The sequence below is a fragment of the Glaciimonas sp. Gout2 genome, from assembly GCF_035018905.1.
GTDB lineage: Bacteria > Pseudomonadota > Gammaproteobacteria > Burkholderiales > Burkholderiaceae_D > Glaciimonas.
The window spans coordinates 146,942-166,920 of the sequence record NZ_JASJXA010000003.1; the positions used below are offsets into that span (position 1 = coordinate 146,942).

12 protein-coding genes are annotated in these 19,979 nt (G+C 50.7%); 9 read left to right on the plus strand and 3 right to left on the minus strand.

Annotation, left to right across the window (positions count from 1 at the left end; translation table 11 throughout):
- The first annotated feature begins 3 nt into the window (after positions 1–3).
- The 6 genes from kdpB (at position 4) to rpiA (ending at position 8,342) form a co-directional block, all read left to right on the plus strand.
- Positions 4–2,094 (plus strand): potassium-transporting ATPase subunit KdpB, encoded by a 2,091-nt coding sequence (kdpB, locus tag QN379_RS04295; protein WP_322236403.1) that lies wholly within the window; start codon positions 4–6, stop codon positions 2,092–2,094.
- 10 nt (positions 2,095–2,104) lie between these two features.
- On the plus strand, positions 2,105–2,710 hold the full coding sequence (kdpC, locus tag QN379_RS04300) for a potassium-transporting ATPase subunit KdpC (protein ID WP_322236405.1): 606 nt from the start codon (positions 2,105–2,107) through the stop codon (positions 2,708–2,710).
- A gap of 344 nt (positions 2,711–3,054) precedes the next feature.
- Positions 3,055–3,789: a TorF family putative porin gene (locus QN379_RS04305; protein WP_323506099.1), complete on the plus strand. Its 735-nt coding sequence runs from the start codon at positions 3,055–3,057 to the stop codon at positions 3,787–3,789.
- Between the two features lie 152 nt (positions 3,790–3,941).
- Positions 3,942–6,758: a DUF4118 domain-containing protein gene (locus tag QN379_RS04310; RefSeq protein WP_323506100.1), complete on the plus strand. Its 2,817-nt coding sequence runs from the start codon at positions 3,942–3,944 to the stop codon at positions 6,756–6,758.
- A gap of 10 nt (positions 6,759–6,768) precedes the next feature.
- On the plus strand, positions 6,769–7,467 hold the full coding sequence (kdpE, locus tag QN379_RS04315) for a two-component system response regulator KdpE (protein ID WP_322236411.1): 699 nt from the start codon (positions 6,769–6,771) through the stop codon (positions 7,465–7,467).
- Positions 7,468–7,670: 203 nt separating this feature from the next.
- Positions 7,671–8,342, plus strand: a complete 672-nt coding sequence (rpiA, locus tag QN379_RS04320) for a ribose-5-phosphate isomerase RpiA (RefSeq protein ID WP_322240492.1) — start codon at positions 7,671–7,673, stop codon at positions 8,340–8,342.
- Between the two features lie 155 nt (positions 8,343–8,497).
- On the opposite strand, the gene QN379_RS04325 is transcribed toward rpiA, so the two are convergent.
- The 3 genes from QN379_RS04325 to argA all read right to left on the minus strand — a co-directional run bounded on the left by QN379_RS04325 (position 8,498) and on the right by argA (position 13,304).
- On the minus strand, positions 8,498–11,215 hold the full coding sequence (locus QN379_RS04325; protein ID WP_416348521.1) for a M16 family metallopeptidase: 2,718 nt from the start codon (positions 11,213–11,215) through the stop codon (positions 8,498–8,500).
- Positions 11,216–11,622: 407 nt separating this feature from the next.
- Positions 11,623–11,895, minus strand: coding sequence for an oxidative damage protection protein (locus tag QN379_RS04330; protein ID WP_322236415.1), 273 nt, complete (start codon positions 11,893–11,895; stop codon positions 11,623–11,625).
- Between the two features lie 98 nt (positions 11,896–11,993).
- Positions 11,994–13,304: an amino-acid N-acetyltransferase gene (argA, locus tag QN379_RS04335; protein ID WP_322236416.1), complete on the minus strand. Its 1,311-nt coding sequence runs from the start codon at positions 13,302–13,304 to the stop codon at positions 11,994–11,996.
- Between the two features lie 386 nt (positions 13,305–13,690).
- On the opposite strand from argA, the gene QN379_RS04340 reads away from it, so the two are divergent.
- The 3 genes from QN379_RS04340 to dcd all read left to right on the plus strand — a co-directional run bounded on the left by QN379_RS04340 (position 13,691) and on the right by dcd (position 19,925).
- Positions 13,691–14,734: an XdhC family protein gene (locus tag QN379_RS04340; protein WP_322236418.1), complete on the plus strand. Its 1,044-nt coding sequence runs from the start codon at positions 13,691–13,693 to the stop codon at positions 14,732–14,734.
- Positions 14,735–14,835: 101 nt separating this feature from the next.
- Positions 14,836–19,008 (plus strand): ATP-dependent RNA helicase HrpA, encoded by a 4,173-nt coding sequence (gene hrpA / locus QN379_RS04345; RefSeq protein ID WP_323506102.1) that lies wholly within the window; start codon positions 14,836–14,838, stop codon positions 19,006–19,008.
- 350 nt (positions 19,009–19,358) lie between these two features.
- Positions 19,359–19,925: a dCTP deaminase gene (dcd, locus tag QN379_RS04350; RefSeq protein WP_322236424.1), complete on the plus strand. Its 567-nt coding sequence runs from the start codon at positions 19,359–19,361 to the stop codon at positions 19,923–19,925.
- The last annotated feature ends 54 nt before the right edge of the window (positions 19,926–19,979 follow it).

Consider the following 19,979-nt stretch of genomic DNA (forward strand, 5'->3'; position numbering starts at 1 on the left):
ATCATGTCCTCCAACAGTTCTCGCAGTAAATTGACGTTGTTTGATTCCAAGCTACTTGGTCCTGCAATCGTCGCATCGTTTAAAAAATTGACGCCACGCACACAGCTGCGCAATCCAGTAATGTTTGTGGTGTATGTCGGTAGTATTCTCACCACGCTGCTATTTTTTCAAGCATGGTTTGGAAAAGGCGAAGCCAGTCCGGCATTCATTCTGGCTATTTCGGTCTGGCTCTGGTTCACGGTTTTGTTCGCCAACTTTGCGGAGGCATTAGCGGAAGGGCGCAGTAAAGCGCAGGCCGAATCGTTACGGGCGCTTAAGCAAACCGTGACCGCAAAAAAACTCCTTGGTGTTGAAGGAAAAAGCGGCGCTGAAAGTAAGTGGTCACCCATTTCTGCCAGTGAACTCCGCAAAGGCGATGTCGTTCTGATTGAGGCTGGCGATGTGGTGCCAGTCGATGGTGAAGTGATCGAAGGTGTCGCATCGGTCGATGAAAGCGCAATCACAGGCGAATCAGCACCGGTGATTCGTGAATCCGGTGGCGACTTTTCAGCCGTTACCGGGGGAACGCGGGTATTGTCCGATTGGCTGGTCGTCCGTGTTTCGGTTAATCCTGGTGAAGCGTTTCTGGATCGTATGATCGCCATGGTTGAAGGCGCAAAGCGGCAAAAGACGCCAAACGAAATTGCGTTGACGATTTTGCTGGTAGCGTTGACCATCGTGTTCCTGTTGGTCACCGTCACATTGTTGCCATTCTCATTGTTCAGCGTATCTGCCGCCAAATTCGGTACGCCAATCACCATTACGGTGTTGATTGCTTTGCTGGTTTGCCTGATTCCGACCACCATTGGCGGTTTGCTGTCTGCGATCGGGGTTGCTGGTATGAGCCGCATGATGCAAGCTAATGTGATCGCCACGTCAGGCCGTGCGGTCGAAGCGGCTGGTGACGTAGACGTGCTGTTGCTCGACAAAACCGGCACCATCACGCTCGGTAATCGTCAAGCCGCTACTTTTATTCCGGCACCCGGCATTAGCGAACAGCAATTGGCAGATGTTGCCCAGTTGGCCTCGCTGGCGGATGAAACGCCAGAAGGTCGCAGCATCGTCGTGTTGGCTAAACAGCGGTTTAATATTCGTGAACGCGCTATGAGTTCGCTCCATGCCGTGTTTGTTCCGTTCACGGCCCAAACGCGTATGAGTGGGGTCGACATTGGCGATCGTCTGATTCGCAAAGGCTCTTCAGAAGCGTTAAAGAGTTACGTCGCTTCTTTAGGACAGCCGTTCCCTGCCGAAGTCGCACGATCTGTCGATGACGTTGCGCGGCGCGGTAGTACACCGTTGGTTGTGGTTGATAACGGCGTGGTAATGGGCGTGGTTGAACTGAAGGATATCGTCAAAGGCGGTATCAAAGAGCGTTTTGCGGAATTGCGGCAGATGGGGATTAAAACGGTCATGATTACCGGTGACAATCGCTTGACGGCAGCTGCGATTGCTGCTGAAGCCGGGGTCGACGATTTTCTGGCCGAAGCAACCCCGGAGGATAAACTCAAACTGATTCGATCCTATCAGTCCGAAGGTCGTATGGTGGCGATGACCGGCGACGGTACCAACGATGCGCCAGCGTTGGCGCAAGCGGATGTCGCAGTGGCGATGAATAGTGGCACGCAGGCCGCTAAAGAAGCAGGCAACATGGTTGATCTGGATTCCAATCCCACCAAGTTATTGGAGATCGTAGAGATCGGCAAACAAATGCTGATGACACGCGGGGCGTTGTCAACGTTCTCGATTGCGAACGATATCGCTAAGTATTTTGCGATTATTCCAGCCGCTTTCGTCACCACTTATCCGCAACTTGCGGCGCTAAACATCATGCATCTGGCGAGCCCATCCTCAGCCATCATGTCGGCTGTCATTTTTAACGCATTGATCATCGTTGCGTTGATTCCACTGGCGCTCAAGGGGGTTAAATATCGCGCTGTTGGCGCGGCCGCTTTGTTACGCCGCAATCTGTTGATCTATGGATTAGGCGGAATCATTGCGCCATTTATCGGTATCAAGTTGATCGATATGCTGCTGTCCGCTCTTAATTTAGTTTAGGAAATTTCAAATGAAAACCTCCCCTCTCGTTATTGCTAGCGCCCCTGGCCCGATGTTGCGCCCGGCGCTTGTTTTGTTCACGGCTTTGAGTCTCATTTGCGGCATTATTTACCCTGTTGTCGTCACCGGTATTGGCAAGGTCGCTTTTGCCGATAAGGCGGCAGGTAGTCTGATTATTCAGAATGGTAAAACAGTCGGATCACGACTGATTGGACAGGAGTTTTCTGCTCCCGAGTATTTCTGGGGACGCTTGTCCGCTACCAGCCCTATGCCCTACAACGCGACCTCATCTGGGGGTTCTAATTTTGGTCCCAGTAATCCAGCGCTGATTGAGGCGGTCAAAGGCCGCGTCGCTGCACTCAAGGCTGTGGATCCTACTAATACGCTCTCTATCCCGGTCGATCTGGTCACGGCATCTGGCAGCGGGCTTGATCCAGAAATGAGTACTGCCGCCGCGTATTATCAAGCCGCTCGCGTTGCGCGCGAGAGAAAACTGAGCATCGAAGTAGTACGCGGCATCATCGACGCCAAGCAACTGACCCGCAGTGTGGGATTTCTCGGCGAGCCACGCATTAATGTGCTGGATCTCAATCTCGCGCTGGATCAAAAGCATTAATGAGAAAAAATCGCCATTGCGTACTAATTGCGCGCAGTGGCTAATGTGGATGACACTTCAGCAGGCAAGATCAACATTCCTATTTTTAGGGCAGCATCGCTTGCGCTGACGTTACTTTGATTGGCAAGTCAGGCAACTTAATCCCAATAGGATTTTTCACCAATCTTGCTTGACGTAATCTGAATGTCGCGACGCTGTTTATGCAATGGTCTTGTATGAACGATTGCGGCGCCTAAGGTTTCTTTGTCATCGCGATCAGTGATCAGTAATTAGTACGCAATATTCACCGCCACCAGCGCCAATGCGCTATTTCACTTTTACCTTTAATGCGAATGAAATAATTCATGAAAAAAATTACTCTTGCAGTGGCAATCATCATTACCTGTAGTGCTTCGTTTTCGTACGCAGAAGATGCACCTGTGCCGGATAATGTTGTTAGCTATAACGCCAGTGTGGTGTCTGACTATCGGTTTCGTGGCATTTCACAAACCAGGCTTAAGCCAGCAGTACAAGGTGGTGCCGATTATGCGATAAATCCAACCGGCTTATATGTCGGGACATGGTTGTCGACGCTGAAATGGATCAAAGATGCGGGTGGAAGCGGCAATGTTGAGTGGGACGTTTATGCGGGTAAAAAAGGAAATTTTTCCCAGAACTGGACCTATGATTTGGGTGTATTAACCTACGTTTATCCATCCAATGACTTGCACCCGAACGCGAACACCACCGAAGTCTATGGTCAGGTGGGTTATGGTCCTATGTATCTCAAATATTCCCAAGCGGTTACTAATCTTTTCGGTTTTGCTAACAGCAAGAACAGTGATTACGTGGATGTAGGTGCCAACATTGATGTGACTAACGGCTATGTGGTCAATCTTCACGTTGGTCATCAAACCGTCAAAAATAATTCCGCTTCAAGCTATAACGACTGGAAGGTTGGCCTTACAAAAGACTTCGGTATATTGGCGGGTAGTGTGGCGCTGGTCGGGACCGATTCCAAAAGCTATGCCGGACCGGGTCCAGATTATAAGGATTTGGGAAAGACCGCGTTATTGTTGTCTGTGACCAAAACCTTTTGATGTTATGCAATTGATGACAAAATGCCTCTACAATCAAGGGAATGATTTCATTTAATTGCGTGGGCGGCCCCTCAATGCGTCATTGGAGGTGTGTGCTATTGGTTCATTGGTTGATTTGTTGCTGATTTTTTGTTGATTTACTCTCACTACTTATGTCATCCAATTATCCGAATAATAATGATCAACGGCCTGATCCAGACGCGTTGCTGGCCCGTATGCAATCCGAACAAATCCACGCAGCACGAGGCAAGCTACGTATCTACTTTGGTGCTTCGGCTGGCGTAGGAAAAACCTATGCAATGCTTTCCGCCGCCCACAAACTCCGCGCTGACGGGCGCGAAGTGTTGGCCGGAGTCATCGAAACCCACGGACGAATCGACACGGCAACTCAGTTAACCGGTTTAGAAGTACTTCCACTAAAACAGCTCACCTATCGCGATAAGCAATTACCGGAATTCGATCTGGATGCTGCGCTGGAGCGCAAGCCATCGCTGATATTAGTCGACGAACTGGCGCATTCCAACGCACCCGGCTCCCGACATCCCAAGCGCTGGCAGGATGTGGAAGAGTTATTGAGTGCGGGTATCGATGTCTTCACCACACTCAATGTCCAGCATCTTGAAAGTCTGAATGACGTAGTTGGCGGTATCACAGGCATTCGGGTGGCGGAGACGTTGCCGGACACCGTATTTGATGCCGCTGATGAAGTGGTACAAGTGGACGTCCCGGCCGATGAGTTGCTGGCCCGATTACGCAGTGGGAAAGTCTATAAATTGCCGCAAGCCGAGCGTGCATCACGCAATTTCTTTCGCAAGGGAAATTTAATTGCCTTGCGGGAGTTGGCATTGCGTCGCACTGCCGATCGTCTTCAAGGTGACGTACAGGCATATCGGGTGGAGAAGTCGATAGGCGCGGTGTGGCAGACTGATGCAGCTTTGCTAGCCTGCGTCGGTCCAACTATTAACGCCGAACACGTGATTCGCAGCACGGCACGACTTGCGACACAATTGAACACCGAGTGGCGAGCAGTGTATGTTGAGACACCACGCCTGCAGCGAATGTCGTCAGCGCGCCGAGAGGCGATTCTGGAGACGCTCAAGCTGGCACAAAGTCTGGGCGCGACCACCGCCGTTTTAGCAGGAAACGATGTCACTCAGGTGATTGCAGATTTTGCGCGGAATCACAATATTTCAAAAATCATCGTTGGACGGAGTCAGTATTACGGTCAATGGCGTTGGCGTTCACTTTGGCCTTTGCAGAGTAATTTTGCGATGCGAATTGCCGCTCAGGCCAAGGACATTGATCTTATTGAGATCGGTCAGCCATCGATCCGGGCGGTCACTAAACAATCATCTTCTGCTACTTCGGCAATCTCTCCATCGCTCCTGAAGCCGAAGCGGATGCTTGAAAAATCGCGCTCTTTGGGATACTACTGGGCGGTTGCGGTCACGATATTGGTTACCCTCCTGGCGACTCCGATTTTGCCGTATTTTGATTTGGCAAATATCGTCATGCTTTATTTACTGGCAGAGGTATTGATCGCGGTGCGTTTTGGGCGTGGTCCAGCTATAACGGTGGCGCTGTTGAGTATTGGCGCATTCGATTTCTTTTTTGTGCCGCCACGGTTTTCGTTTGCTGTCAGCGACTTTCAATATTTGATGACGTTTGCGGTCATGCTGGCAGTCGGTCTGATCATTACGCACCTGACTACCGGTCTACGATATCAAGCACGGGTTGCGTCTTATCGTGAAGCGCGTTCCCGGGCTTTGTTTGAATTTTCCCGCGAACTATCTGGCGCGTTGCAAACTGAGCAGATATTCGAAACCAGCCGAAAATTTTTACAACGTACATTTAACGCTCAGACACTTTTGCTAGTGCCCGATTTGCACGGACGATTACAAGTCACCGTGGCGGAAGATGGAACAAATACGGATCAAAGTCTTCACGACTCAGTTCATAAGTCCCTGGATATCGGAATCGCCCAATGGGCCTTCGATAATGCCAGGAATGCAGGTATCGGCACGGATACCTTGCCAGCCAGTAATTGTCTCTATTTGCCTCTAGTTGCACCAATGCGTACCCGTGGCGTATTGGCAATTCTTCCGCACAGCCGCCGTTGGTTACTCATCCCGGAGCAGCAGCAACAACTCTACACTTTTGGGGCGTTGGCTGCGATTGCTTTAGAGCGCGTGCATTATATTGAAGTAGCCCAGGACGCATTGATCAAGATGGAGTCGGAACGTTTGCGCAATTCATTATTGTCGGCGTTGTCGCACGATCTGCGAACGCCGTTGACCGCATTGATCGGTTTGTCGGAGTCCTTAGTTCTTTCCAGGCCGCCTTTGCAAAGTGCGCAGCAAGGTTTGGCGACCGCGTTGCATGACGAGACCTTGCGCATGAGCGCACTGGTGACCAATTTGCTGGATATGGCCCGCATACAAAGTGGTGAAGTGAAACTCAACTTGCAATGGCAGCCTTTCGAAGAAGTTGTTGGTAGTGCGTTGCGCGCCAGTACTTCACCGTTGGCCGCGCATCGGGTGGAGATCCGCGTCGCTCACAGCCTGCCGTTGGTTCGTTTCGATGCGGTACTGATTGAACGCGTATTGTGTAATTTATTAGAAAATTCTGCCAAATACTCGCCGCTTGAATCTGTTATTGTGTTGTCCGCAAAGGTGGCAGGGCGCTTCATGTCGGTCACCGTTTCGGATGACGGTCCAGGGCTTCCGACCGGTATGGAAGAGGCCATCTTCGACAAGTTCACGCGTGGTGAGCGCGAGTCGGCGAAGCCCGGCGTTGGATTAGGACTCGCAATTTGCCGTGCGATCGTCGAGGCGCATGGCGGCACTATTGGTGCAAAATCCAGTGCAGAACGCGGTGCCGAATTTACCTTTACTCTGCCGCTCGGCGTGCCACCTAGCATGCCGGATGTTGAAGAAGGTGATTTCAATCCGGTCGAACCATCTATATAAAAGGGCCATCATGAGCCAGCCACAACCCGTAGCGATTCTGGTCGAAGACGAACCACAAATCCGACGCTTCGTGCGTGCGGCGCTGGAGGACGAGGGTTGGCAAATCCATGAGGCCGACACTTTGCACCGAGGATTGATCGACACCGGCACGCGTAAGCCGAATTTGATTATTCTCGATTTGGGTTTGCCAGACGGTGATGGTATTGAATTCATTCTGGATGTCAGAAAATGGTCTAAAGTGCCGATCATCGTGTTATCCGCTCGCGTCAGTGAAAACGACAAGATTAAGGCGTTGGATGCTGGAGCGGATGACTACTTGAGCAAACCTTTTGGAGTCGGCGAGTTGCTGGCCCGGGTGCGGGCCACGTTACGTCGTCAGCATCAGCCTTTAGGGGATGCCGACGGATTGATCCGGTTTGGTGATGTAACGCTGGATCAACAGGCGCGACTGGTTACTAAAGCACAACAACAAGTGCATCTCACGCCAACTGAATATCGTTTATTGACGGTACTAGTGGCGAACGCTGGTCGGGTGGTGACCAATCCGCAGTTATTACGCGAAGTATGGGGACCGTCGCATTCCGAGAGCGGCCACTATTTGCGGATTTACATGGGCCATTTGCGCCAAAAGCTGGAAGACGATCCGGCCCAGCCAAAATATTTGCTGACGGAGACGGCAGTCGGCTACCGGATCATGTTATCCGTGTAAGTGTGGTTTGGTCGCTCTGCAAACCGGATTTTCAGCTAGGCAATTCTCTTGTGTTACTGATGTCTATAAGTCTCTCAATTTTTTTTGCATTTAGTAATTGTCATCGCCAACTGGCAACGTTAAATGGCGGTTTGACCGATGGAAGGCCTGATTGGTTAGAATAGCGTTTTTAATTCTTTTCTAAGAAGATTGCCATGGCCGCTATGACGCAAGACGAAATGAAGCAAGCTGTTGCTCGCGAAGCAATTAAATATGTCGTGGAACGCGACATTGTTGGTGTCGGTACTGGCTCCACTGCGAATTTTTTCATTGATGAACTGGCCAAGATCAAGCATTTGATCAAAGGTGCGGTCGCATCCTCTGAAGCGACAGCTGCCCGCCTGCGTAGTCATGATATTGAAGTATTTGATCTCAATCAGGTGTTGTCAATGCCGGTGTATATCGACGGTGCGGACGAAGTTAACGCGCAGGGCGCGATGATCAAGGGCGGTGGCGCGGCGCTGACGCGTGAGAAAATCGTAGCATCGGTTGCAGAAAAATTTATTTGTATCGCTGACGGCTCTAAACTCGTCAACGTATTGGGTAAATTTCCGCTGCCGGTGGAAGTGATTCCGATGGCGCAGGCGGTGGTAGCACGCAAGCTGGCAAAACTCGGCGGAGAACCGCGCTTGCGCTTCAAGGATGGTATTCCTCTCATCACCGACAACGGCTGCGTCATCATCGATATGCACGGCCTGAAGATCGTGGACCCGATTGCAATGGAAGCCCAGATCAACCAGATCACTGGCGTCGTATCGGTTGGCCTGTTTGCTAAACAAGGCGCAAACGTGTGTTTGCTGGGAACCCCGGAGGGCGTTAAAACGTTGACGTTTTAATGTGTCGATAAGTTGGGTCAGCCGCTGAATGCATTTACATTAGTTTAATTTCAGCCGCAATGAAAAAAGCCTGCAACTTCACAAGTTGCAGGCTTTTTTATCGATAAGAAGGTCAAATCTCTAGCGTCTCTACGTTAGGTCCTTGGCATACTTATTTAAGGCCTCGCCACATTCGGATTATTAATCTTGGTTTCATCGCGTGCAATCACGACACTTAATTGGGCAGGATCAATCCGACTATGGAACGCCTTATTGATCTGGTCGAGTGTCAATGCGCTGATTTTGTCTTCAAGTTGCTTACTCCATGCGTACGTTCGGTCTAGATCCAATAAGCGCACCCAGCCGGCACCGACTGCACCATCTTGCGCCCGGGCCTGAACGTTTTCTTGCAATATGCCGGATTTTGCGCGGGTCAGTTCGTCGGCAGTGAAGCCATCTTTACGAACGCGCGCCAACTCTTCCTTCACCCCTAGATCGACTTTGGAGAGATTTTGTGGAGCGGCGATCGCCTGAATGCTGAAGCTTGCAGCGCGGCTGATGGCGCTGATGCCGAGTGAAGAGCCGACGCTATAGGACAAACCATCTTTTTGGCGTATCCGGTCAGCTAGACGAGACTTCAGGCTGCCGCCTCCAAACAAGTAATTCGCCACCAACAGAGCAGGATAGTCAGGATCACTGTCGCGCATATCCAGATTCATGCGGGCAATATAGACGCCGTTTTCTTTATCTGGCGTATTGATGACCTCTGCAATCGGCGCGACATCAAAGTTTTTCCTTATCACGCGCTGGTATGGCGAGGCACTTTTCCAGTTGCCGAATTCGGCCTGAACCGTCTTGGAGATGGGTGTTGGGTCGAAATCCCCGACGATGGCGATTTCACTGTGTGACGCGCCATAAAATGCCTTGTGAAAAGCAATCACCTGTTCCAGAGTGACCGCTTTGATGTTTGCGATCTTCTCGTCAACGGTGGGTGCAGACAACCAGTCACCTTTTGGATATAAATTGAAATGTTGCGCCATTGCTTCTGCTGCGCGGCTATCGGGATTGTTGCGCGAAGCCTCAAGGCCAACGAGCACTTCCTTGCGCAAACGCTCAAATTCAAGGGGATCAAAACGCGGGTGCTGAAATACATCGGCAACCAGCGCCAGCGCGCCGGGAAGATCACTACGCGTTGTCTCAAATTGATAGAGGCTGCCGCTCACCTTAAGCTTGGAAAAAGCATCTGCTAATTGCTGACGGTTAAGTGTTGTGCTGCCGCGGCGCAGCATTGCACCGGTCATATCCGAGACAGCATTCTTATCGAATAGCGTTTTTTCATCACCCCAATTTAATTTTATGTGGACTGAAACGGTCTCGCCACGGGTTTTCTTCGGTAGCATCGCCAATTTCATATCGCCGAAAGTTTGATGCTGCGTACGTGCATCAATATTCGCCTGCGAAGGATCAAAAATTTCTCCGCTTGCCAGCCCTTGCTGCGGCTTGTAATCTTTTAGTATCTCGGCCAGCGCAGGTGCAGCCGGTACCTCGGCGCGCTGCGGTGGATCGTTTGGTTGAAAGATGCCGACAGTACGATTGTCGCGTTTAAAATATTTGGCCGCAACTTCTGCAACCTGTGCTGATGTGACTTGCTTAAGTTGGTCGCGCCCTAAAAAAAGCAAGCGCCAGTCACCCAGCGCAATGGCGCTCGACATGGCAACCCCAATTTGCTGTGGATCGTTCATCAAGTTTTCATAACCGTTGGCTGTGTTTCGTTTTATACGGTCCATTTCTTCAGCGGTTGGGGGCGTAGTTGAAAAACTTTCGATGGCGTCTACCAAGGCTGCGCGAACCGGTTCAATTGGCTCATTTTTTTTCACGACCGCAGCGATGACCAATAATCCCGGTGCATAACCGGTCATTTCATAATTGAATACCGATGTCGCCTTGCCTGTTTCGACCAAGGCTTTGTAAAGCCGCCCGTTTGGGGTGTCGGCCAGAATGCTCGCTGCGAAAGATATCGCGTTGCTGTCCGGGTGCAATTCGCTCGGTACTTTGTACGCCACGGCGACGATTTGTATGTCACCTTCACGCCGGATGACAAAGCTGCGCTCACCATCCTGCGTTGGTTCCACGGTCCAGAACTCAGGTAATTTACGGCTTGGTTTCGGCAGTTTTCCAAAGGCCTCGTTTACCCAGGTCAGCGCCTTTTCAGTGTCGAATTTTCCCGAAATGAGTAGTACCGCATTATCTGGCTGGTAATAGGTGCGATAGAACGCTTGCAGATTTTCGATCTTGACGTTCTCCACATCACTGCGGTTGCCGATAGTGGGTTTGCCATAACTATGCCAGTCAAAAGCGACGCCTTGCATGCGTTTAAACAAGACGCTGACTGGAGAGTTTTCCCCTTTCTCAAATTCATTACGAACAACGGTCATTTCACTATCGAGATCTTTTCGAGCGACAAAAGAATGCAGCATCCGATCCGCTTCAAGGTCGATGGCCCATTTCAGATTGTCATCGCTCGCTTGCGAAAATTCGTAGTAATTGGTGCGGTCAAGCGAAGTAGTGCCGTTGAAAGACATACCGCGTTGGCCGAAATCTTTTGGAATGGTCGGATGCGTTGGCGTGCCTTTGAACATCATGTGTTCCAGCAAATGCGCCATCCCGGTTTCACCATAATTTTCCTGACGCGAACCGACCAGATACGTCATATTGACGGTCACCGTTGGCTTGGTGGCATCTGGTAGCAACAACAATTTGAAGCCATTACTGAAACGGTATTCGGTGATGCCTTCGGCTGAGGGGCCTTTGGTGATGTTGGCGAATTGGGTGATCTTTGCATCACTGGTCGGCAATGTCTGTGCTTCTGCAAAATAGGGCGTTACAAGCAACATCACGGTGAGTGTTAGCGCGCCAGACGATGCACGCGTCAGCAATCCAGGAATACGTCTGAAGATGTTCGCGGTTGCAGTATCAGCGAATAATGTCGAATGATGAATTTGAGGGAATAAATGCATGACGTTTTCGATCAGTTAGAGGCGTGATGGACGGGAGACGGGACGACACGATTGGTGCATGTTGTTCGGTGAGCTGATGCGTGCTGGCGGTAGCGCTGAGACAAAAAAACTAAGCAACGTCAATGCCCAGCTATTACAACGAAATTCAACATCAATAAGCCGCTATCAATACATGGATTGATGACTGTATTCACATCGGGTGATGTTAATGCTACCACTTTCCGGGATCAAAAAACTGATCGGCCAAATGGTAGCGGGGAAGGGAGCGTCGTTACGAAACGAGTTTATTCTGTCGGTGGAACGTAACCGACGGCGGCATCTGCGCCGTTGCCGAAGAAATGATTTTCCATTTGTGTCGCAAGATATTTACGTGCACGAATGTCAGCCAGGTTCAGGCGATTTTCATTCACCAGCATCGTTTGATGCTTCAGCCATCCAGCCCATGCTTCTTTTGAAACGCTTTCAAAAATACGCTTGCCCAGTTCACCCGGATACGGTGGGAAATCCAATCCTTCAGCTTCTTTATCGAGTTTGATGCAATGAATAGTACGTGCCATGATTTTCCTTGTTTGTTACCTGTGAGTATCAGCGCCCACTCCGGCCTGAATGCCTGAGTGTGGCGATAAATGAGAGTCAGCGGTTAAAGTTGCTTACATTAAAGTTGTTTAATCAGTACCAATGATTTACGTTGCCAGTTATACATATGTTGACGATTTTTCGGTAAGTCGTCGACTGTCGCGCTGACAAAGCCGCGCCGCAAAAACCAATGTGAAGTTCGTGTAGTCAATACGAATAGTTTGGTCAGGCCAGCGGCGCGCGCTCGGCTTTCCATATGTTTCAGAATTTTCTCACCGTCGCCCTGCGCTTGCACTTCCGGATTAACCGTCAGACAAGCCATCTCTCCCATTTTTTCATCTGGGAAAGGGTACAACGCTGCGCAGCCAAACAGCACGCCATCATGGTCGATGACAGAGAAATAATGGATTTCGCGCTCAATCAGTTCGCGGCCGCGCTTGACCAGCGTGCCATCGGCTTCCAGTGGTTCGATCAATTTCAGGATACCGCCGACGTCCTCAATCGTTGCTTCACGCAAGCTTTCCAGATTCTCGTAAGTAATCATGGTGCCAATACCATCATGCGTAAATAATTCAAGCAACGCCGAACCATCAGTCGCAAACGGTACGATGTGCGCACGTGGCACGCCAGCGTTGCAGGATTTGATGGCGTGCTGCAAGTAGAAGGCTGAATCGGACGGCAGACAACCGCTTTCGAGCACTGCCTGCGCCTGATGAGACGATAGTTCTCGGATTTCAGTTCCTGCGGCGTCTTTCAGTAACGGCGTTTCGCTGATGAAGATCAATTTCTCGGCGCGCAGTGAAATGGCAGCGGCGACCGCAACATCTTCCATGGTCAGATTAAATGCTTCACCAGTCGGCGAAAAACCCAATGGCGAGAGCAGAACCAGATTACCCGCGCTCAAAATAGGGTGGATGGTTTCGTAGGCGATCTTACGCACCACGCCAGTCAATTGAAGGTCTGCACCATCAATCACGCCTAGTGGTCGCGCTGTCACAAAGTTGCCTGAAATAATCCTGATGGCGGCGTGCGCCATGGGGGTATTTGGCAAGCCCTGACTAAATGCCGCTTCGATATCGAGCCGTAATTCGCCCGCGGCTTCTTTTGCGCATTCCAATGCCGCGATGTCGGTGATCCGCAAGCCGTTAGAAAAGCGCGTTTCAACATTGCGTAGTGTCAATTGTTCTTCAACCTGCGGTCGTGAGCCATGCACAATCACAATTTTGATACCTAACGCGTGCAGTAACGACAGATCTTGTGCAAGCACGGGTAAGGCCCCAGCCATGACTAACTCGCCCGGAAAGGCGATCACAAAGGTCTTGCCGCGAAAGGCATGAATGTAGGGCGCGACAGAGCGCAGCCACTGGACGAATTCGGAGGTGTTTTCCATGGTGTGCATTATATACATACAGTGGCACTGAGCACACTTTGTCCCAGCAGGATTGATGTGAAAGTACGCCATCGGCGTTGGGCTTTCCTTGCCACCTCGGCGGCCCCGTACTATCGTACTGTCTTCGTCGGCCCGCCTTGCTGGGACAAGATTACGTCAATACTATAATTTTGCATTGGCATAAACCCGTCCTGTGACCTTGATTGCAATAGAAGTAACTCTTATGTTTCTGGTAATTTTAGCAATTAATGGTGTAATTCGACTGTTCTTAAGAATTTGCGATGATAGTTTCTGTGACCGTTAAAATCCTGTCGGCAAGTGAAGATGTGATCTCTTCTATATCATAGAGTTGTCCAGGAATAAGTTGTATAAATTGAAAGTAAAAAATGAACGCGGTCGATTATCAGGTATTAAATAGCGCGGTGAGTTGGTTGCGACAGGGCAAGCGCGTCACATTGGTGACGGTAGTGCGCAATTGGGGATCGGCACCGCGTCCACTTGGATCGCTGTTCGCCATCACTTCCGAAGGTGATTTTACCGGATCGGTATCGGGTGGCTGTGTCGAGGATGATTTAATGGCGCGTTTTGCCGCATCCTTTCCAGAAAAAATTGAAGTCGTGCGCTACGGCATTACTGCCGAACAGGTGCGCCGGTTCGGTTTGCCATGTGGTGGCACACTCGAACTAGTGGTCGAACCGCTTGTTAATGCAGCCGCACTGGAACCGTTGCTGGAGGCGGTTGCATCCCGACGGTTGGTGCAAAGGCGGCTTAATCTTATTAGTGGCGTGGCGGTCATCGAGCCAGCAACTGCCGACTTTACGGTGCGTTTTGGCGATAATGAATTGGTTCATGTGTTCGGTCCGCATTGGCGTTTACTGATTATTGGCGCCGGTCAGGTATCAGAATATCTGGCGCAAATGGCGCCAGCGCTAGATTTTTCGGTCTATTTAAATGATCCGCGTGAAGAGCAACGGCGCAACTGGCAAACCAATGAGCAGGCTAATGGAAACACACACATAATCTCAGCGGCTTCTGCCGTTGAATGGCTTGAAGGCATGCCGGATGACGCGGTGCATGCATTTGCACCAGATAAACGGACCGTGATCGTAGCGCTCAGTCATGATCCAAAGGTAGATGATATGGCATTGATGGAAGCGTTGAAAACCGATGCGTTTTACGTCGGAGCAATCGGTTCTATGGCCAGCACCATTGCGCGCAAGGCGCGTTTGCTGACGCTGGATGTGACACAGGAAGAAGTGGATCGCTTACACGCCCCAATCGGTCTGCCGATTTTTAGTCGTTCTCCAGCGGAAATCGCGGTCTCGGTACTAGCGGAGCTGGTCGCCTTGCGCAATTGCGATGTTGTGGCGAGGTCTGTGTCAAGTTGTGCGATTGGTGCGCCGCTCGAAGAAAAGGTTGTTTCTTCGTAACGAAGGCACGATTACCTGCGCCGTGGATTCTCTCGTTTGTGACCGCTTTTCGCGAAGCGGTTGCTGCGTAGGCGTGCTGCGCTCTGTATAATTCTTATCCCATGCCAGTATCAGAATCCAATAAACCAATGCGGCCCGCAGATTCACGCCGGCCGCCACGCTCTGAAGCCCCTCCGCGTCAGGAAAATTCATCACGTCCGGCGCAATCACCTGCACCAAGTTCGATATCCGGACCTGTTCCCGTCACTATCAGCGCTGATTCAAATCGACCCCGACGTTCTGAAGGTCGTTTGCCGCGGGAAGCAAGACCGCGAACCGCACCGGAACGCAATCCACTGCCGCCGATCATATTTCCAGAGGAATTGCCGGTATCGGGCAGACGCGCTGAAATTGCTGAAGCTTTGCTGGCTAACCAGGTCATTATTGTCTGCGGTGAAACCGGATCAGGGAAAACCACGCAGTTACCGAAGATATGTCTTGAATTAGGTCGTGGTCTCAATGGTTTGATTGGGCATACGCAGCCGCGCCGGATTGCTGCGTCGTCGACAGCTAAGCGGATTGCGCAGGAACTGGGATCGCCGTTGGGCGAGCACGTTGGTTTTAAAGTGCGTTTTAACGATACGTTGACCAAAGGTGCGTGGGTCAAGCTGATGACTGACGGGATATTGCTGGCCGAAACGCAGACCGATCCGATGTTGCGGCAATATGACACCATCATCATTGATGAGGCGCACGAGCGCAGTCTTAACATCGATTTTCTGCTCGGATACCTGAAGCAATTACTACCCAAACGGCCTGATCTGAAGTTGATCATTACTTCAGCGACGATTGATGCTGATCGTTTTGCGCGTCATTTTGGTCACGGTGATAAATTGGCACCCGTGATAGAAGTATCTGGACGCTTGTACGAAGTGGAGGTGCGTTACCGGCCGGTCGATAACGCGGATCGTAGCGGCGTTAATCCGTCGACTACAGCGGTAAGGCCGGGTGGTGCGTCAAGTGCGCCCAATGCAGCACACAACGCAGCTCCGAACGCAGCACAGCGCGACCGTGATCAACGCGATTTGATGGATGCGGTGGTTGATGCCGTTGATGAACTGGCGCGGGTTGGTTCTGGTGATGTGTTGGTATTTTTACCCGGCGAGCGGGAGATTCGCGACGCTGCCGAAGCATTACGCAAACATCATCCGCCGCATGTAGAGATTTTGCCGTTGTTTGCGCGTTTATCGGCGCAGGAACAAGAGCGGGTATTTAAGGTATCGAATGCCCGCCGCATTGTCCTCGCGACCAACGTAGCTGAAACCTCGCTCACTGTTCCCGGTATTCGTTACGTGGTCGATGCCGGTTTGGCACGTGTTAAACGTTATAGTTATCGCAATAAGGTTGAGCAATTACAGATTGAACCGATTGCCCAATCGGCGGCGAATCAGCGCGCAGGGCGTTGTGGTCGGGTGGCTGCGGGTGTGTGTATTCGTCTATACGAAGAACGCGACTATCTTCAACGTCCAAAATTTACCGAACCGGAAATCATGCGATCGTCGCTGGCTTCGGTGATTTTGCGGATGAAATCGTTGCATTTGACCGATGTTGAAACGTTTCCATTCATTGAGCCGCCGCCGGGACGCGCCATTGCCGACGGTTATCAATTGTTGCAGGAACTTGGCGCCGTTGATGACAATAATCAGTTGACCAAAACTGGGCGCGAATTGGCAAAATTACCGCTCGATCCACGCGTTGGCCGCATGATATTGGCATCGCTGGATAACGTTTGTCTATCCGAAATGCTGATCATTGCATCGGCAGTATCGGTCCAGGATCCGCGTGATCGACCGATGGATGCGCAAGCTGCCGCTGATCAGGCACATAAGAAATTCGCCGATGAAAAATCCGAATTCCAAAGCTATTTAAAAATCTGGAAATGGTTTGAAGAAGCCATCGAGCACAAGAAAACCAATCGCCAGTTGCAGGATAATTGTCGTGCTAACTTCCTGTCGCAATTACGATTGCGGGAATGGCGCGATGTTCACTCGCAACTGTTGACCATCGTGAGGGAACAAGGCTGGCGACTAAACGAAGCGCCAGCAACTTACGATAATTTGCACACGGCGTTGTTGACCGGGTTGTTGGGTAACGTTGGCTTTAAGGCTGACGACGATCCGCATTATCTGGGCGCACGCGGCATCAAGTTTCATATCTGGCCGGGATCTTCATTAACGAAAAAAGCCGGAAAGTGGGTGATGGCGTCGGAACTGGTCGATACCACGCGCTTGTATGCGCGTTGCGTTTCTCAGATTCAGCCGGAATGGCTGGAAAAAGTCGGCGCGCATTTACTGAAAAAATCCTACGGCGAACCGCGCTGGGAAAAGCGTGTGGCGCAGGTTTCTGCCTCAGAGCGCGCAACACTTTATGGGTTGGTGGTGTATAGCCAGCGGCGGATTAATTTCGGCCTGATCAATCCTAAAGAGGCGCGGGAGATTTTTATTCGTGATGCGCTGGTCGGCGGCGAATATGACACGCGTGCACCCTTTTTTGCCCACAACCAAAAACTGATCCGTGAGATCGAAAATCTGGAACATAAGTCGCGACGTCTGGATGTGCTGGTCGACGAAGAGCTGATTGCGGCGTTTTACGACAAGCTGATTCCGGTCGATATTTGTAATGGTATTACTTTTGAGAAATGGCTCAAGGATACGACGCATAAAAATCCGACCTTGCTCTATTTGAATCGCGACGATTTGATGCGTCATGAAGCGGCGGGTATCACGACGGATTTGTTTCCCAAGGTGATGCGGGTTGCCGGTATTGAGATGGGATTGTCGTATCACTTTGAGCCCGGCACACCGCGGGATGGCGTTACGCTGACCGTCCCGCTCTATGCATTAAATCAGGTGTACGTTGATCGGTGCGATTGGCTGGTAACCGGGATGCTGAAAGAGAAAGTGCATCTGCTGTTGAAATCGTTGCCCCAAAAAATACGTCGTAACTGCGTGCCGCTGCCTGACTATGCTGCCGGATTTTGTGAGCGGATTCAGGCGCGTAGTGCCTTCGGCCACGGCAATTTGCTGGACGCATTGATTGCTGACGTACGCGCTGAAACGACCGTCGCGGTGCGAATCTCCGACTTTAAGGTGGAGACTTTGCCAGCGCACCATACGATGAATTTCAAAGTCATCGACGAGCATGGCAGGCAACTTGATATGGGCCGTAATCTTGCTGCGCTTCAAGCTGAATTGGGCGGACAGGCGCGTGAGAGTTTTCAGAAGCTGGCGGAAAAGACCGGGGTTGTTTCAAGCGAAATAGCTGCCACACATGCCGGGCTTGTCACCCCTCCAGCGTCATCAAGCCACGCTGCGGCTTCGCAAGGTGCGACTAAAGTGGTGTCGGCAAACACGGGTGCACAGACTGGCACCAGCGTCGCTGCTTATAGCAATTTGACCAGTTGGAGTTTTGGAGAGTTGCCAGAACTACTGGAAATCCAGCAAGGCAAACAGACGCTGATTGGTTTTCCGGCGCTGGTTGATAAGATCACACATTGTGATCTGGAAGTCTTTGACGATCCGAACGAAGCGGTGCGCATCCATCGATTAGGTTTGCGCCGTTTATTTGCGCTTCAGTTAAAAGAACAACTGAAATTTCTTGAAAAAAATATTCCTGGAATGCAGCAAATGGGAATGCAGTTTATGGCTCTTGGATCGCATGAAGAATTGCGTGACCAGATTATTTCGGCCGGACTCGAGCGCGCCTGTCTCCAAGCGCCACTGCCTATGAATGCGGCACAATTCATGCAACGTAAGGACGAAGGCAAATCTCGTCTTGGTTTGCTATGCAACGAAATTGCACGATTAACCGCATTGATACTGGTTGAATATCACGGATTGCCGAAAAAGTTACAAGGCGTTAAAGCGCAAACGGCGGCAGTTGCAGATATTCAGGCGCAAATAATGGGTTTGGTGAACAAGCGTTTTATTGCTGAAAACGATTATGCGAATTTAACGCATTTTCCGCGCTATCTGAAGGCAATTAGTGTGCGTTTGGAGAAGTTGCGCGCTGAGCCTAGTCGCGATGCGCGTTCGCTAACTGAATGGTCGCAGGTCGCAACACCTTGGCAACGGGCGCAAAAAGAGCGGCAAGGGAAGGGCGTCGATCCAAAAATGCAGGAATTTCGCTGGATGCTGGAGGAGCTGCGCGTCTCGCTATTTGCGCAGGAACTAAAAACACCGATGCCGGTTTCAGTCAAACGGCTGCAAAAAGTATGGGAGACAATGCAGCGGTAAGCGCATTGGTAACTAAGCTGCAAGGCGCTGATGGACGGGATCAACGTCATTGTAATGACAGGGAAGTTGCCTGCGTGACGGTGGTACGTTGGGTGCCTCAACACTTTGTGGTCGAAGAGCGCCGTTGATTCGCGTAAAATTGCGCAAACATATTTTATCTATTTCGCTATTTTCATTACTGAAATTGTCGATTAATCAGTTTAATCTTGGTACGTTAGGCTAACGTCTGGCATCTCCGTACATTGTGGTAATTTTGTGGCGGCATTGCTGCCCTACGACTGAAAAAGATTAATAATTGCTCCACCATTTCTGGTTTGAAGTTGCACTACCTTTACAAAGAAGAGAACACTATGGCTATCAAATCCGATAAATGGATCCGTCGCATGGCGCAGGAAACCGGCATGATCGAGCCGTTCTCGCCCACGCAGGTGCGTGAAGAAAATGGTAATAAAATCGTCTCATACGGCACTTCGTCCTACGGCTACGATATTCGTTGCGCCAATGAATTCAAGATTTTTACCAATATCAATTCGACCATTGTAGACCCGAAGAATTTCGATGAAAAATCATTTGTCGATTTCGTCGGTGACGTTTGTATCATTCCACCAAATTCGTTTGCGTTGGCGCGTACCATCGAATATTTTCGTATTCCACGGAGCGTCCTGACGATCTGTTTAGGCAAGTCGACTTACGCCCGTTGCGGCATCATTGTCAATGTGACGCCATTCGAGCCAGAGTGGGAAGGTTACGTGACACTGGAATTTTCCAATACGACGCCATTGCCAGCAAAAATTTATGCAGGCGAAGGTTGTGCACAGGTCTTGTTCTTTGAGAGCGATGAAGTGTGCGAAACGTCTTACAAGGATCGCGGCGGCAAATATCAGGGCCAGCAAGGCGTCACATTACCTAAAGCTTAACCTGCATAGGTTGTTTGCGTTGATTACCGCGCTGCTGACTAAGTTGATGACTAA